This is a genomic window from Achromobacter marplatensis, from assembly GCF_002209535.1.
GTDB lineage: Bacteria > Pseudomonadota > Gammaproteobacteria > Burkholderiales > Burkholderiaceae_B > Achromobacter > Achromobacter marplatensis.
On record NZ_NJIG01000018.1, the window covers coordinates 25,278 to 40,060 of the forward strand.

The window sequence follows — 14,783 nt, forward strand, 5'->3', positions numbered from 1 at the left end:
CCGGGAGATACCGGCGGCGGCGCGTTCGCAAGACCAAGGGGAAGTGCATGGCAAGCAAGATACATGGCCGCGCCCGGGCGGGCGTCGCGCTGGTGCTGGCATGGGCGGGCGCGACGCAGCCGGCTTGGGCGGGTGACCCCAGCGCACGCGACTGGATACCGGCGCCTGTGGGCACCAACATCGTGGCGGGGTACCTGGCGGGCCTGCGCTCGTCGGGGCTGTACTCGGAAGGCAAGCGGGTGGACGGTGCGTCCCTGGACGTGAACGCGTTGATCTATCGCCAGATGCACTACCGCGATTTCTACGGCAAGACCGTGCAGCTGGAATTCATCGTGCCCATGTACCGGACGTCGCTGGACTTGCCCGGCGCGCCGGGCGACCACCAGACCGGCATTGGCGACGTGACGCTGGGCTCGGCGATCTGGCTGTACAACAATGAGCAGACCAAGACCTGGTTCGCCTGGGAGCCCTTCATCGTGGCGCCGGTGGGCCGCTACGACCGCTCGCGTCCGGACGTGTCGCCGGGCAAGAACCGGTGGTCCACCATCCAGGACTTCTCGTTCGTCAAGGGCGTGGGCGAATCCACGTTCCTGGAGGCCATCGCCGAAGTGGAAATCTACGGACGCAACACCGACTGGTACGGGCAGACGCTGAAGAAAGACCCGTCGTTCCGCTTTTTTGCGCTGGCGTCCACCAACCTGACGCCCGACACCTACACGGGCATCCGATATCGCTATGAAACCGGCGGGCGTGAGACGTCCTCGGGCGAAACCGTCGCGACCCGGGCGCGCAATCACCAGCTGGCCGTCGAACTGACGCATCAGATCAACGACGCCAACCAGATTCAGATGCAGTACATCCACGACCTGAAGGTCGAGAACGGGCCGCGGATGCGGGGCGTGCAGTTGCGCTACGTCTACGCGTTCTAGGAAACCGGATCATGAGAGGAGAATATCGATGATTGCGCTTCGAGCCACATCACGCGCATCGCGGGCCGGACGGTGGGCGCTGTGCGCCGCCCTGGCAAGCGCCACGGGCCTGGCCTGGGCGGACCTGCCCGTGGAAGAACTCAAGGGCGGCACCCGCTTGCCCCCGGCCACGCCGCACCGGCTGTACGTGATGGATGCGGCCTTCAACCACCTGGTCGACAGCCGGGTCAACATCTACGACGGCGATTCCGGGAAATTCCTGGGGCTGGTGCCCACGTCATTCAACGGCCACATGACGGTGTCGGCAGACGGCCGCGACATTTATGTCATGACGACCTATTACGAACGGCTCAACCGGGGCAAGCGCACCGACGTGATCGAGGCCTGGGACGCCGAGACGCTGACCCCCAAGTACGAAGTGCCGATTCCGCAGAAGCGCGCGCAGGCGCTGAACTACCGCAACTACCTGCGCCAGAGCACCGACGGCGAACTCTTGTTCGTGCAGAACGCCACGCCTGCGACATCGGTCACGGTGGTGGACTTGAAGACCCGCCAGTTCGCCGACGAGGTCACGGCGGCGGCAGGATGCTGGAGCATCATCCCGCTGCCCTCGCGTCCGCGAAGCTTTGCCACCATCTGCGGCGACGGCGGCCTGTTGACCATCGACCTGGATGCCGCCGGCAAGCCCGCCGGCCAGCAGCGCAGCAAACCGATGTTCGAGCTTGAGAAGGACCCCATCTTCACGCATACCGAGAACGTGGGCGATACCTTCTACTTCGTGTCCTACAACGGCAACGTCTACAGTGCCGACTTCAGCGGCAAGGAAGTCAGCTTCGGCGCCCCGTGGTCGCTGCTGGACGCGTCGGGCAAGGACCGCGGCTGGCGGCCCGGTGGCTACAACCTGCTGGCCATCAATCGGGCGTCCAAGCGGCTGTACGTGGGCATGCATCCGAATGGCGCGGAAGGCACGCACAAGACGCCCGCTGCCGAGATCTGGGTGTACGACCTGGCCACGCATAAGCGCCTGGCGCGCGTGCCCGGCAAGAACGCCTTGTCGATGTCGGTCTCGCAAGATGACAAGCCGCGCCTGTTCACCATCGATGGGGGCAACGTCAACATCTATGACGCGGCGCCCGTGGCCCCCGTGTTCAAGACCACGATCCAGGCGGCGGGCGAGACCGCGTTGCAAGTCGAACCGCAACCCACAGGAGGCCCGAAATGAACGATCCGGTCCTGCTCTATGGCGCCAGCGCCGCGTTGGCGTGCGTGCTGCTGCTCGGGGCGCTTGAAAAGCTGAAAGACCTGGCGGGGTTCTCCCGCGCCGTCGCCGCCTACGAGATCCTGCCTTCCAGCCTGAGCGGCGCGTTCGCGCGTGGGTATGCGCTGGCGGAAGCCGCGGCGGGCGCCATGTTGCTGATGCCCTCGCTCCAGGCTTGGGGCGCGGCGCTGGCCTTGCTGGTGTTGCTGGTGGCGACGCTGGGGCTGGCCTACAACCTGGCGCGCGGGCACCGCGACATCGATTGCGGCTGCGGCGGCCCCGCCTCCCGGGGACGCGACGGCGCGCAGGGCGGCGGGCTGTCGTGGTGGCTGGTGCTGCGCAATGCGGTGCTGGCGCTATGGACGGCACCGGTGCTGATCGCGGCGGCTGGGCAATCGCGCCATCTGCAATGGGCGGACGCCGCTGCGGTTTTCGGCCTGGCGATGACCGCCGTGGGCCTGTATTTCACTGCCAATCACCTCTTGGCCTCGCATCTCAAGCTGCGGAATCTTTGAAGGAGTTTCATATGGATGCCTTGATCATTTCCAATTTCCTGTTGTGGGGCGTGGTGCTGTGCCTGGTGCTGGTCATCCTGGCCTTGTCGCGTCAGATCGGCGTGCTGTACGAACGCGTGGCGCCGATGGGGGCGCTGACGATGGACAAGGGGCCCGCCGTGGGCGAGGCCGCGCCGCGCTTTGCGCTGCCCGACCTGCTGGGGCGCCGCATCACCATCGGCGAACGCGGGCAGCACAGCCAACTGCTGTTCTTCCTGTCGCCCACCTGCCCCGTGTGCAAGAAGCTGCTGCCTATCCTCAAATCGGTGGCCAGTACCGAAAGCGCCTGGCTGCGCATCGTGCTGGCCAGCGACGGCGAAATGCCCGAGCACCTGGCGTTCTACAAGCAGGCCGGGCTGGAACGGTTCCCCTATCTGCTGTCGACCGAACTGGGCATGAAGTTCCAGATCAGCAAATTGCCGTACGCGGTGCTGATGGACGAGTCGGGCGTCTTGCGCGCCAAGGGCCTGATCAATTCCCGTGAACAGCTGGAAAGCCTGTTCACGGCCAAGGAACTGGGCGTGGCGTCGGTACAGGATTTCCTGGCCGCGGGCATGGACGAGACCCGGATTTCCCGCAAGGAGAGCGGCAATGCACTGGCTGGATAAACTTGGCGAGCGCGCTACGCGCTCCGTCGCGCACACCACGTCGCGCCGCAGCGTGCTGAACCGTATCGGCAAGCTGCTGGTGGGAACCGCGTTCCTGATGCCGGTGCTGCCGGTGGCGCGTTCCGCCCCTGCGGCGAGCAAGAAGCCGCAGATGGACGACACGGCCTGCGATTACTGGCGCTACTGCGCGGTGGACGGCTTCCTGTGCTCGTGCTGCGGCGGCAGCATGACGTCATGCCCGCCCGGCACGTCGCCGTCGGCCGTGTCATGGGTGGGAACGTGCCACAATCCGCTGGATGGCAAGGACTATCTCATCAGCTACAACGACTGCTGCGGCAAGACGGCTTGCGGCAAGTGCATGTGCGCGTCGGCCGAACGCGAACGTCCGGGCTACCAGATGTTCCTGCATAACGACGTGAACTGGTGCATGTCCAACGAGTCGTCGATCTTCCACTGCACGACCTCGGTGATCGTGGGGCTGGCCAAGCCACAACCCAAGGCAGCGCCCAAGCCATGAGGCCTTGGGGGCAGCCGTGGGCAGGATGGCGCGGGGGAATTGCCCTTGCCATCCTGCTGTGCGCGATGCAGGGCGCGGCGGCGCAGGAAGGCGGCATTGCCGCCCGGGACGCCGCCGATGCTGAGCGCCTGCGGCAAGCCGTGCGCGCCGACTATGTGCTGCAGTGCGCAGGCTGCCACCGCGTGGATGGCCGGGGCAGCAGCCCGCATGGCATACCGGACTTCCGCCAATCGGTCGGCGCGTTCACGCATCTGCCGGCGGGCCGCGAATACTTGATCCGCGTGCCGGGCGCTGCGCATTCGCAACTGAGCAACGCCGAGCTTGCGGCGGTGCTGAACTGGGTGCTGGGCGAATTCAGCAGGGCCCAGTTGCCGGCGGATTTCAAACCCTATACCGAAGCGGAGGTTGCGGCAGCGCGGCCGAATCGCTACGACGACGTGGTGCCGGTGCGCCACGAACTGGCTGAAAAGCTCACGTCGATGGGATTCACGTTGTCCGAATACTCGTATGGCAGCGACAGGAAACCGTAGGCCGGCAGGCAGTTAGGGGTTGTCACCGATACTCCCTCCCGACGCGCAGTGCTAGAAAGAGGCAGCATTTCCATTCAACGCTGTAGCTGTGCCGCCGGGCGGGTTGTCTACGGCACAAAAGGCACGCCGTTTCGAGACGCCGGAGTCGCCATGTCATCATCCCTTTTGCACAGCGCGCCCAGGCACTTCCTGGATTGCGCCAGCTGGCAGGAAAGTATCAGCAGCACGTTCGTGCCACTGGAAGTATCCGCTGTATTCCCCACGCGTTTTCGCAACAGCGTGGCGGTGGGCTGCCTGGGCTGGATGCAGGTCAGCGAATTGCACAGCAGCGCGCAACGCGTACGTCGCAGCAAATTGCTTGCGGCCCGTGCCGAGGAAGCCGGCTACAAGGTCACGCTGCAATTGGCGGGCCGCAGCGAAATCCGCCAATCGAATCGCACCGCCTTGCTGATGCCGGGGGAGTGGAGCATCTACGACACCACCCGGCCGTACGAGGTCGATGTGGATGACGGCGCGCATTTTTTGGTGATGCAGGTGCCGGGCAAGCAGACCGAGGCCTGGCAACCGTATATGCAGAACGCCGTGGCCCGCAATTTCAGCGGCCAGCATGGCTGTGGGCGCATGGCGATGGACCTGTTGCGCGTGGCGTTGGGCGAACACGCCCACTTGTCCGAAAGCGCGGCGCGCGATGCGGCCAATGCGGTATTGCAGATGATGGGGCTGGATATCAGCGAGCGGGCTGGGGGGCAGGCCGAGCAAGACCAGGCGGGCCTGAAGCAGGCGCAGTTGCGCCGCGTCCAGCAGCACATTCTTGAAAACCTGCACGATCCGGCCTTGTCGCCGGCATCTGCGGCCGCGGCGTTTCGGATGTCGCGGCGCTATCTGTACAACCTGTTCGCGCTGGCAGCCACCACGCCTGCCGATTTCATCCTCAGCGCCCGGCTGGAACGCAGCCGGGAGGCGCTGTGCGACGCGACGCAGTCCGTAAGGCAGATCGGCGATATCGCCTACCGGTTCGGGTTTTCGGATGCAGCGCGGTTCAGCCACGCGTTCCGCAAGCGGTATGGCGCGTCGCCCTCGGAATACCGCCGGCAGGCGCGCTAGGGTTCACCCGGCCGGATCAGTGCTGCGCCGGGCTCAGAGCAGCTCTTCGTTGATCAGGTCTTCCTTGCCGTAGAACTTCACGCCGATATGGATGCGGTCGCGGCCTTGCGAACGGCGGTGGCGGTTGGTGTCGCGCAGGGAATAGACGCAGCCGCAGTATTCCTGCTGATAGAAGTTCTCGCGCTTGCTGATTTCGATCATGCGGGCGGAACCGCCGCCCTTGCGCCAGTTGTAGGTCCAGTAGACCAGGTCGTCGTAGCGGGCGGCGGCGCGTTCGCCGCAGCCGTTGATCTGGTTCATGTCCTTCCAGCGCGAAATGCCGAGCGAGCTGGTGATGGTGTCGAACCCGTGCTCGTGTGCGTACAGCGCGGTGCGCTCAAAGCGCATGTCGAAGCAGGCAGTGCAGCGTTCGCCGCGTTCGGGGGCGTTTTCCATTCCCTTCACGCGGTCGAACCAGTTGTCCATGTCGTAGTCGGCATCGATGAATTCGATGCCGTGCTGTTCGGCGAAGCGGATGTTCTCCTGCTTGCGGATCTCGTACTCTTTGACCGGATGGATGTTCGGGTTGTAGAAGTAGATCGCGTAGTCGATGCCGGAGGCCGTCATGGCTTCCATGACTTCGCCGGAACAGGGCGCGCAGCAGGAGTGCATCAGCACCTTGCTGCGGCCAGCGGGGAGGTCAAGCTTGGGGCGGACGAGTTCGGACATGGCTTGCAGGCAAAAAAGGCGGAAAACCCCTTATTTTACCGCGAGTTGCCGGGCTTAGCCCAGCACCGCGTCCCAGAGCTCGCGCACCGCAGCGCGTTCCTCCACCAGCTGTTCCGGCCCCACGCGCGCTTTCTCCACCCCCTGCATGCGCAGCTGATGCTGCACGCGGCGCAGGGTGCGGTAGGCGTCGGCGGCGCGCGTGGCCAGTTCAGGCGCGATCAGGCTGGCTTCGCTGGCCAGGCGCAGCAGGGTGATGTTGCCCAGGTTGCGCACCAGCACGGGGTGCGTCCCCGCGTAGCACAGCACCAGGTATTGCGTGACGAATTCCACATCGACCATGCCGCCCCGGTCATGCTTTAAGTCGAACTTCTGGCTGGTGTTCGGGTGGCCGGCATTGATCTTTTCACGCATGGCCAGCACTTCAGCGCGCAGCGCCGCCTGGTCGCGGGGCTGCACCAGGATGGCTTCGCGGATCTTCTCGAACCGGGCGCCCACGTCGGCATCGCCCGCCGCATGGCGCGCGCGGGTCAACGCCTGATGCTCCCAGGCCCAGGCATGCTTGTTCTGGTATTGCTCGAAGGCTTCCATCGAAACCGCCAGCAGCCCGGCATCGCCGTCCGGCCGCAGGCGCAGGTCCACCTCGTAGAGCCGGCCGGACGAGGTCATGGTCGACAGCCAGGACGTCATGCGCCGGCCCAGTTTCGCGTAGACTTCGGCCGCGTCCTCGCGCGGATCGTCAAACAGGAAAACCAGATCCAGGTCCGAGGCATAGCCCAGTTCCTTGCCGCCCAGCTTGCCATAGGCGATGACGGCGAAATGGGGCAGGGCGCCCGGCACCTTGTTCACGAGCGGCCAGGCGCGGCGGATGGTTTCGGCCAGCAGCAGGTCGGCTAGCGCCGATAACTGGTCCGCAAGTTTTTCGACGGTGAGCTCGCCTTCCAGATCCTGCGCCAGCAATTGGAAGCTGGCCTGGCGCTGCACGTCGCGCATCAGGTTCATCTGGCGCTCGATGTCGGGATCGCCGTCGGGCAGCTTGCAGGCGTCCAGGTCGGCGGTCAGTTGCCGGGCGATCTGTGCGAAGTCCAAGGGTTCGAACAGCGTGCGCCAATCGATCAGGCTGTCCAGCAGCAAAGGATGCTGGGTCAGGTACTGCGCGGCCCAGGGGCTGGCCGCGACCATGCGCGCCACGCGCGCCAGCGTGTCCGGGTATTCGGCCAGGAGCGCCAGGTAGGCGCTGCGCTGGGCGATCTTTTCGATCAGGTCGAACAGGCGGACGGCCGCGTCCAACGGCGCCGGTGTCTGGCGCGCGGCGCGCAGGGCGGCCGGCAGCAAGGCTTCCATGCGGCGGCGGCTGCTGTCGGGCAGGCTGCGCACGCGGTGGCTGCCAAGCAGGGTTTCGGTTCTGCGCAGCAGGTCTTGCGCTTCGTCGCCGAAGGCCTGCCGGATCTGTTCGGCAAGCTCGCATTCGTTGTCGGGCGTTTCGGGAGCGTCGTCGGCCGGCGTGCTGGTGTCTTCAGCGTCGCCCATGCCCACCATGCGGAACACATTGCGGAAGGTCTGCGAGACGAACTTGCGGTGCGCCGCAAGCGTGCTTTCGAATGCTTCCGGGCTCATGCCCAGGGCGGCGGCCAGCGCGGCGCGCTGGGCCGGATCGCCGGGCAGCAGATGGGTCTGCTCGTCTTCGCGGTACTGCAAGGCGTGTTCGGTGCGGCGCAGGTAGCGGTAGGCTTCCTCCAGCCGCCGCGCGTCGTCTTCCGGTATCAGGCCCGCCAGTTGTTCGGCGTGCAGCGCTTCAAGCAGGCCGCGCTTTTGCAGCACGGGCATCCGGCCGCCTCGGATCAACTGGGCCAATTGCACGACGAACTCGATCTCGCGGATGCCGCCGTCGCCCAACTTGATGTTGTTGGCGCTGTCGATGCCGTTGCGTGCCATGGCGCGCCGTTGCCAGTCCTGGCGGATGCGCTCGCGCAGCGCGCGCAGCGCGGCCAGCGCGTCGAAATCGAAATATTTGCGATAGACGAACGGCACGCGCAGGCTTTCCAGCTGCCGGGCCTGCGGCGCGCTGTCGCTGCCTTCGAAGGCCTGGGCGGGCATCAGGCGGGCCTTCAGCCAGGCATAGCGTTCCCACTCGCGGCCCTGGCCAATCAGATAGTGCTCAAGCGCGTCCAGGCTCCAGGCCAGCGGGCCGGAGTCGCCGTCGGGGCGTAGGCGCAAGTCGGTGCGGAATACCTGGCCGTTGGCGTCCACTTCGGAAATGACCGGCATCATGCGCCGCGTCAGGCGGCCGTAGAACTCGTGATGGCTGATGCGGCGCGGGCCGTCCGTTTCGCCTTCTTCGCCGTACAGCATGATGAGATCGATGTCGGACGACACGTTCAGTTCGCAGCCGCCCAGTTTGCCCATGCCGACGATCAGCATTTCCTGCGGCTTGCCGGTAGCCGGATCGCGCGGCACACCGTGCACGGCCGCCAGCTCCGCCGCCACGCTGCGGTAGGCTGCGGCCACCGCGATATCGGCCAGCGTGGTCATCGCGCCGACCACTTCCTCCAGGTCTGCCTGGCCCGCCAGGTCGCGCACGATCAACGTGCTGAACACGCGCTCGCGCAGCTTGCGCAGCACCATGCGGCAGGTGTCCACGGGCAGCGTAGGGGTGGCGTCAGGCCCGGCCAATTCAGCCTGCCATTGCGCCAGGCGGGCCGGAGTAACTGGTTCTTGAACGGCGTCCGTCAGCCAGGCGGCCAGATCGGGATGGGCATCCAGGCGGCGGCGCAGGTGACCGGACCAGGCAAGGGCGGGGGCAAGCATAGGAGACGATGACATGGCGTAAGGGCGGGAGACGAATGGGCGCGTTTCAGGTATAAGTGGGGACGATACCGCAAGACATCTTCTCCTGCCCACCACACACGATCCGTGTCTGTTTCAAACACCGTCCCCACGCCGCACGCGCGTCGCGTGCTCTGCTGCCTGTTTTGGGTCGCGCTGACTATTTATGGCGTGGTGGCCATCGGTCTCCTGGGCGTACGTTACTGGGTTTTGCCGCGCGTGGATCAGTGGCGTCCGCAGATAGAGGCGTACGCCAGCCAGGCGCTGGGCGCGCGCGTCACCATCGGCGGCATCCAGGCCAACTGGCAGGGGCTGAATCCCAAACTCGATCTTGCTGCCGTACAGGTTTACGACGACGAAGCGGCACCGGTCCTGACCCTGCCTTCCGTCTCGGCCGTGCTGGCGTGGCGCAGCATCCTGGCGTTGTCGCCCACGCTGGTGCGCTTGCGGGTGGAAAAGCCCGAACTCACCCTGCGGCGCGACACCGCCAATCATCTGTGGGTGGCCGGGCAGGACATCGACCTGAACGCCAGCGACCATGAGTCCGACCTGAATCATCCGGCCCTGCGCTGGCTCGTTGCCCAGCGTGAACTGCTGATACGTGACGCGACCGTCGTCTGGCAGGACGATTTGCGTCAAGCGCCGGCGCTGACCTTGAACGGCGTGGATTTCCTGATGCGCAACGGTAGCTTGTCGCACCGCTTTGTGCTGCAGGCCTCCGCCGGCGAGGCCTTGGCCCGCAAGGTGGAGCTGCGTGGGGAATTCAACCGCAGCCTGTTCGCCGCGAACGCCGCCAATCCCGCAAACTGGAGCGGTCAGCTTTACGCCGAAGCCGATGACGTGGAGCCGCTGGCCTGGGCGCCATGGGTAAAGCCGCCCCAGGTTGCTGGCCGGATCGCGGGCCGGGCCTGGCTGCAACTGGACCGGGGCAAATTCACCGAATTGACCTCGGACATCGCCGTCAGGGGCGTGAACTGGTCGGCGGGCAAGGACGGCCCCGCGGTAAGCGGCGCTTCGGGCCAATTCCGCATACAGGGCCTGCCCGGCGACTTCATGCAGATCGAAGACGTGCCGCTCGCACGCAGCCCGGGCGCGGCGGACGCGTCGATCAAGGGCGCGGTGCAGCAGCTGCGGGTGACGCTGCCGGGCGTATTCGAAGAACCCACGCTGGCGGCGCGCGAGCTGGCGCTGGATGCCCAGATCAAGGGGCCGGACGCCCAGAACTGGTTCGTGGACGTGGCGCAATTGCATGTGGTCAACGATGACCTGGACGTGCGCTTGCAGGGTCAATGGCGGCGCGAGGGCAAGACGGCGGCGGGCAGCGCCGACATGCGCGGCACGATGGTGCGCGGTTCGATGCCGTCCATACACCGCTACCTGCCCCTGGAGGTCAATGCGGACGCCCGCGAGTGGCTGGCTACCGGCTTGCCGGCGGGCGAAATGCGTTCGGCCGCCATCACGCTGAAAGGGGACCTGGACGACTTTCCGTTCAATTCGCCGGGCGTCGTGGGTGAATTCGTGATCGCCGGCGCCTATGCCGGCGCTAAGGTCGACTATGCGCCGGCCCGGCCGCACCGCAAGGGCTGGCCCATGCTGGAGAACCTGTCGGGCAGCTTCCGCATCGACAAGGTAAGCCTGACGCTGGACAGCCCGGGCGGCGCCCTGATGCGCACTGGGGCGGGCCAGACGGTCAACCTGGGTGCCGTGACGGCGACGATTCCCGATATGGACCATAACGCCGAGCTGCTGCTTGACGGCGAGACCTCGGGCCCCGTTCCGGCCTATTTGGCGGTGGCCGCAAATTCCCCCTTGGGCGAACTGCTGGACGGCGCTTTGGACGAGGCTCGTGGCACGGGTGACTGGCGCCTGCCGCTGAAGCTGAAAGTGCCGCTGCTCAACACGGACGACACCCAGGTTCAGGGACGTATCGTGTTCTCGGAAAACACCTTCACCTTCATGCCCGAAATGCCCTTGCTGAGCCAGATGCACGGCGATCTGGAGTTTTCGGAGAAGGGCGTCCAGGCCAAGGATATCCGGGCGCAGTTCCTGGGCGGGCCGGTCAAGATTTCCGGGACGCTGGCGCAAGGGTCGGATGCCCTGCATTTCGACGGCACCCTGGCCGGCTCGGGCTTGTCGCAACTGAGCAATACGCCGTCCATGGCGCGTTTCAGCGGCAAGGCCGCCTACAAGGGCCGCGTGGGATACCAGAAGGGCGGTTCGGTCGAGATATCGATGGAGTCCGACCTGGCCGGCATGGCGATCGATATGCCGGCGCCAGCGGGCAAGCCCGCCTCGTCGTCCCAGTTGCTGAAGCTGCAATGGGGCGCGGCGCAGGACCGCGGCACCAAGGGCCGGCGCTGGTTGACCGCAAGCCTGGGCGAAAACGTCAACGCGCTGTTCGAACGCGATCCGGGCGATGCAGCACCGTCTTACTTTGCGCGTGGAGCGCTGGGCATCGGCCGGCCGGCCAGCTTGCCCGAGCGCGGAATGAGCCTGAACGCCAGCCTGCCGGAACTGGACATGGACGGGTGGGAAACCGTGCTGGATGGCTTTGACGCGCCCGCCGGCAAGAGCGGGGCCAAGAAAACAGCGGCCAAGCCGGTGTTCCCGGAACCCGAGCGCGTCAGCCTGGCGACCGGCCTGCTGCGCGCCAGCGGCTACACGCTGAACGACCTGACGCTATACGCGACCCGGCCGGGGCCGGCGCAGTGGCGGGTGGATATCCAGTCGCGGCAGGCGACGGGGTCGCTGGAGTGGCGGGAAGCCTCTGGTGCGATCGCCGGCCAGATCACCGCCCGCTTGAAGCACCTGTCGTTTGGCGGCGCCGACGACACCAACGAGGCCGACAAGGCTCTGGCGTCCGGCAACGACTTGTCGGATATCCCGGCGATCGACCTGCAAGCCAAGGAGTTCTTCCTGTATGGCAAGAACGTGGGCGAGCTTCAAGTGGTGGGCACCAATCTGGAACGCGGCCACCAGTGGCGCCTGGATAAATTGTCGATCACCAACGACGCGGCCAATCTGAACGCCACGGGCAACTGGCGGCTGGAGGGGCCGGATCGGGGACTGACGGTGGACGCCACGGCCAAGTTCGTCGATCTGGGTAAGTTCTTGAATCGGATCGGCTTCGAGAACATGGTGTCCGGCGGCGAAGGCTCGGCGGTCGGCAAGGCTACGTGGCGTAATCTGCCCTGGACCCACAACATCGCCGACGTGGCGGGCGAAGTCGATGTCAGCCTGGACAAGGGCCGTTTCATGCATGTGAACTCCCGCACGGCGCGGCTGCTGGAGTTGCTGTCGCTCCAATCGCTGCAGCGGCTGGCCCGGCTGGACGTGAACCCGACCAACCTGCTGCGCGACGGCTTTCCGTTCGACACCATCAGGGGGCGCGTGAAGATGGCGGACGGGCAAATGTCCACCGAAGGCTACAAGATCACCGGCCCCGTGGCCACGATCGTCCTGGCGGGCGGGGTCAATATCATCCGCGAGCGCTGGGACCTGAAGGCAGTGGTGATTCCGAACCTGGACGCCAGCGGCGCGGCCATGGTGACGGCGCTGGCCGTGAACCCGTTGATCGGCCTGGGCGCGTTCGTCACGCAATGGCTGCTCAAGCAACCGTTGGCGCGGGCGATGACCATGGAATATTCGGTGACGGGTAATTGGGACGATCCCCGGATCGAACCGATCGACGGGTCGGGCTAGGAGCCCGACAAGCAGACGCCGCGGCCGGCCGACGCGGCGCCCCGCGGCCGCATGCCCCAATACATCGAGCACTGAGCCAGCCATTGGCCAATAAAAAAACCGCCGGATGGCGGTTTTTTCATGGCGGGCAAGACCTGTCTTACTTCTTCTTCATCATGTCGAAGAATTCGGCGTTGGTCTTGGTGGCGCGCATCTTGTCCAGGATGAATTCCATGGATTGCACTTCGTCCATGTCGTGGATGAACTTGCGCAGCACCCAGACCTTTTGCAGCAGGTCCGGGGCGATCAGCAGTTCTTCGCGGCGGGTGCCCGACTTGTTCAGGTTGATCGACGGGTAGACGCGCTTTTCAGCCAGACGACGCTCAAGGTGGACTTCGGAGTTGCCCGTACCCTTGAATTCTTCGTAGATGACTTCGTCCATGCGGCTGCCGGTTTCGATCAGCGCGGTACCCAGGATGGTCAGCGAACCGCCTTCTTCCAGGTTACGGGCTGCGCCGAAGAAGCGCTTGGGGCGTTGCAGGGCGTTGGCGTCCACACCGCCGGTCAGCACCTTGCCGGAGGCCGGCACCACGGTGTTGTAGGCGCGGGCCAGACGGGTGATCGAGTCCAGCAGGATCACGACGTCCTTCTTCATTTCGACCAGGCGCTTGGCCTTTTCGATGACCATTTCGGCCACTTGCACGTGACGGGTAGCGGGTTCGTCGAACGTCGACGCCACCACTTCGCCGCGCACCGTGCGTTGCATTTCCGTCACTTCTTCCGGGCGCTCGTCGACCAGCAGGACGATCATGACCGCGTCGGGATAGTTGGTGGTGATGGCATGCGCAATGTGCTGCATCATCACCGTCTTGCCCGACTTGGGGCTGGCGACGATCAGGCCGCGCTGGCCCATGCCGATCGGGGCGAAGACGTCGAGGATACGGCCCGTCAGGTTCTCTTCGCTCTTGATGTCGCGTTCCAGGCGCATCGTCCGGTTCGGATGCAGCGGCGTCAGGTTTTCGAACATGATGCGATGCTTGATCGCTTCGGGCGCCACGCCGTTGACCTTGTCCACCTTGACCAGCGCGAAGTAGCGCTCGCCGTCTTTTGGCGTGCGGACTTCACCTTCGATCGAGTCGCCGGTGTGCAGGTTGAAACGGCGGATCTGCGACGGCGAAATGTAGATGTCGTCCGTGCTGGCCAGATACGAGGTCTCGGGCGAGCGCAGGAAACCGAAGCCGTCGGGCAGGACTTCAAGGACGCCGTCGCCAAAGATCTGCTCGCCTTGCTTGGCGCGCCGTTTCATGATGGCGAACATCAATTCCTGCTTGCGCAGGCGGTTGGCGTTCTCGATTTCCAGGCCAGCGGCCATTTCCAGCAGCTGCGAGACATGCAGCGCCTTCAGTTCGTTGAGGTGCATCGCGGTGATTGGTGGGGGAAAAGTAAAGGAGGGCTCTGGCGGCGCGCCACGGACGGGCTCGCGCGGTATTGAATGAGCGCCGCCTCCAGGGCGGCGCCTTCGTTCACAGCACGCAGTTTACAACGCGCCGTCCAGGAATGCGGTGAGTTGCGACTTCGACAGCGCGCCAACTTTGGTGGCGGCGGCTTGGCCGTCTTTAAAGAGCATAAGGGTCGGAATGCCGCGGATGCCGTATTTGGTGGCGGTACCCTGGTTTTCGTCCACGTTCAGCTTCGCGATCGTCAGGCGACCTGCGTACTCGGTGGCGACTTCTTCCAGGATCGGGGCAATCATCTTGCAGGGGCCACACCAGGCAGCCCAGTAGTCCACCAGCACCGGCTGGCCGGATTTCAACACATCGGCATCGAAGCTTGCGTCACTGACGTTCTTGATTTGGTCGCTCATGATGGTGATTCTCGGTTCGGCAGCAAAAGGCGCGAAAAAAGGGACGCGCCTTGCCGTTGTTCTTGTATGTGGAATGGATTAAAGCATACCACTGTCAATAACAACAGGCATACCACTGTTAATAACAACAGGGTTTGCTGGTTTTGTGTAGGATGTTGCGGCGCAGTCGTCGTGATCCGGGTGATTGAACCCTGACGCGCGGGCTGT

At 65.1% G+C, this 14,783-nt stretch carries 12 protein-coding genes; 8 read left to right on the forward strand and 4 right to left on the reverse strand.

The window, feature by feature from the left end; translation table 11 throughout:
- The first annotated feature begins 47 nt into the window (after positions 1–47).
- The 7 genes from CEY09_RS26690 to CEY09_RS26720 all read left to right on the forward strand — a co-directional run bounded on the left by CEY09_RS26690 (position 48) and on the right by CEY09_RS26720 (position 5,500).
- Positions 48–929, forward strand: a complete 882-nt coding sequence (locus CEY09_RS26690; RefSeq protein WP_088590927.1) for a transporter — start codon at positions 48–50, stop codon at positions 927–929.
- Positions 930–957: 28 nt separating this feature from the next.
- On the forward strand, positions 958–2,151 hold the full coding sequence (locus tag CEY09_RS26695) for an amine dehydrogenase large subunit (RefSeq protein WP_006227549.1): 1,194 nt from the start codon (positions 958–960) through the stop codon (positions 2,149–2,151).
- Complete coding sequence (locus CEY09_RS26700) at positions 2,148–2,702, forward strand: MauE/DoxX family redox-associated membrane protein (protein ID WP_006227548.1); 555 nt, start codon at positions 2,148–2,150, stop codon at positions 2,700–2,702. The genes CEY09_RS26695 and CEY09_RS26700 overlap by 4 nt, the downstream gene beginning before the upstream one ends.
- Positions 2,703–2,713: 11 nt before the next feature.
- Positions 2,714–3,349: a methylamine dehydrogenase accessory protein MauD gene (mauD, locus tag CEY09_RS26705; protein WP_088590928.1), complete on the forward strand. Its 636-nt coding sequence runs from the start codon at positions 2,714–2,716 to the stop codon at positions 3,347–3,349.
- A complete protein-coding gene (locus CEY09_RS26710) occupies positions 3,333–3,866 on the forward strand; it encodes a methylamine dehydrogenase light chain (RefSeq protein ID WP_088590929.1) in 534 nt (177 codons plus the stop codon). The genes mauD and CEY09_RS26710 overlap by 17 nt, the downstream gene beginning before the upstream one ends.
- Positions 3,863–4,396: a cytochrome C gene (locus tag CEY09_RS26715; protein WP_377785580.1), complete on the forward strand. Its 534-nt coding sequence runs from the start codon at positions 3,863–3,865 to the stop codon at positions 4,394–4,396. The genes CEY09_RS26710 and CEY09_RS26715 overlap by 4 nt, the downstream gene beginning before the upstream one ends.
- 150 nt (positions 4,397–4,546) lie before the next feature.
- The gene (locus tag CEY09_RS26720; protein WP_088590931.1) at positions 4,547–5,500 is read left to right on the forward strand and encodes an AraC-like ligand-binding domain-containing protein; all 954 of its coding nucleotides are present in this window, start codon (positions 4,547–4,549) and stop codon (positions 5,498–5,500) included.
- 33 nt (positions 5,501–5,533) lie between these two features.
- Here CEY09_RS26720 and CEY09_RS26725 read toward each other — a convergent pair whose 3' ends face one another.
- On the reverse strand, positions 5,534–6,208 hold the full coding sequence (locus tag CEY09_RS26725) for an epoxyqueuosine reductase QueH (RefSeq protein ID WP_006227543.1): 675 nt from the start codon (positions 6,206–6,208) through the stop codon (positions 5,534–5,536).
- A gap of 54 nt (positions 6,209–6,262) precedes the next feature.
- Positions 6,263–9,028: a bifunctional [glutamate--ammonia ligase]-adenylyl-L-tyrosine phosphorylase/[glutamate--ammonia-ligase] adenylyltransferase gene (gene glnE, locus CEY09_RS26730; protein WP_088590932.1), complete on the reverse strand. Its 2,766-nt coding sequence runs from the start codon at positions 9,026–9,028 to the stop codon at positions 6,263–6,265.
- A gap of 90 nt (positions 9,029–9,118) precedes the next feature.
- Here glnE and CEY09_RS26735 point away from each other — a divergent pair, with 90 nt between their 5' ends.
- Complete coding sequence (locus tag CEY09_RS26735) at positions 9,119–12,733, forward strand: YhdP family protein (protein ID WP_234818414.1); 3,615 nt, start codon at positions 9,119–9,121, stop codon at positions 12,731–12,733.
- A gap of 139 nt (positions 12,734–12,872) precedes the next feature.
- On the opposite strand, the gene rho is transcribed toward CEY09_RS26735, so the two are convergent.
- Positions 12,873–14,132 (reverse strand): transcription termination factor Rho, encoded by a 1,260-nt coding sequence (gene rho, locus CEY09_RS26740; RefSeq protein ID WP_006218533.1) that lies wholly within the window; start codon positions 14,130–14,132, stop codon positions 12,873–12,875.
- A 117-nt stretch (positions 14,133–14,249) separates the two neighbouring features.
- Positions 14,250–14,576, reverse strand: a complete 327-nt coding sequence (trxA, locus tag CEY09_RS26745; RefSeq protein ID WP_006218534.1) for a thioredoxin TrxA — start codon at positions 14,574–14,576, stop codon at positions 14,250–14,252.
- Positions 14,577–14,783 lie beyond the last annotated feature (207 nt).

Coding starts and splice junctions, on each gene's coding strand:
- CEY09_RS26690 (WP_088590927.1), top strand. CDS start 48: ATGGCAAGCAAGATACATGGCCGCGCCCGGGCGGGCGTCGCGCTGGTG.
- CEY09_RS26695 (WP_006227549.1), top strand. CDS start 958: ATGATTGCGCTTCGAGCCACATCACGCGCATCGCGGGCCGGACGGTGG.
- CEY09_RS26700 (WP_006227548.1), top strand. CDS start 2,148: ATGAACGATCCGGTCCTGCTCTATGGCGCCAGCGCCGCGTTGGCGTGC.
- mauD (WP_088590928.1), top strand. CDS start 2,714: ATGGATGCCTTGATCATTTCCAATTTCCTGTTGTGGGGCGTGGTGCTG.
- CEY09_RS26710 (WP_088590929.1), top strand. CDS start 3,333: ATGCACTGGCTGGATAAACTTGGCGAGCGCGCTACGCGCTCCGTCGCG.
- CEY09_RS26715 (WP_377785580.1), top strand. CDS start 3,863: ATGAGGCCTTGGGGGCAGCCGTGGGCAGGATGGCGCGGGGGAATTGCC.
- CEY09_RS26720 (WP_088590931.1), top strand. CDS start 4,547: ATGTCATCATCCCTTTTGCACAGCGCGCCCAGGCACTTCCTGGATTGC.
- CEY09_RS26725 (WP_006227543.1), bottom strand. CDS start 6,208: ATGTCCGAACTCGTCCGCCCCAAGCTTGACCTCCCCGCTGGCCGCAGC.
- glnE (WP_088590932.1), bottom strand. CDS start 9,028: ATGTCATCGTCTCCTATGCTTGCCCCCGCCCTTGCCTGGTCCGGTCAC.
- rho (WP_006218533.1), bottom strand. CDS start 14,132: ATGCACCTCAACGAACTGAAGGCGCTGCATGTCTCGCAGCTGCTGGAA.
- trxA (WP_006218534.1), bottom strand. CDS start 14,576: ATGAGCGACCAAATCAAGAACGTCAGTGACGCAAGCTTCGATGCCGAT.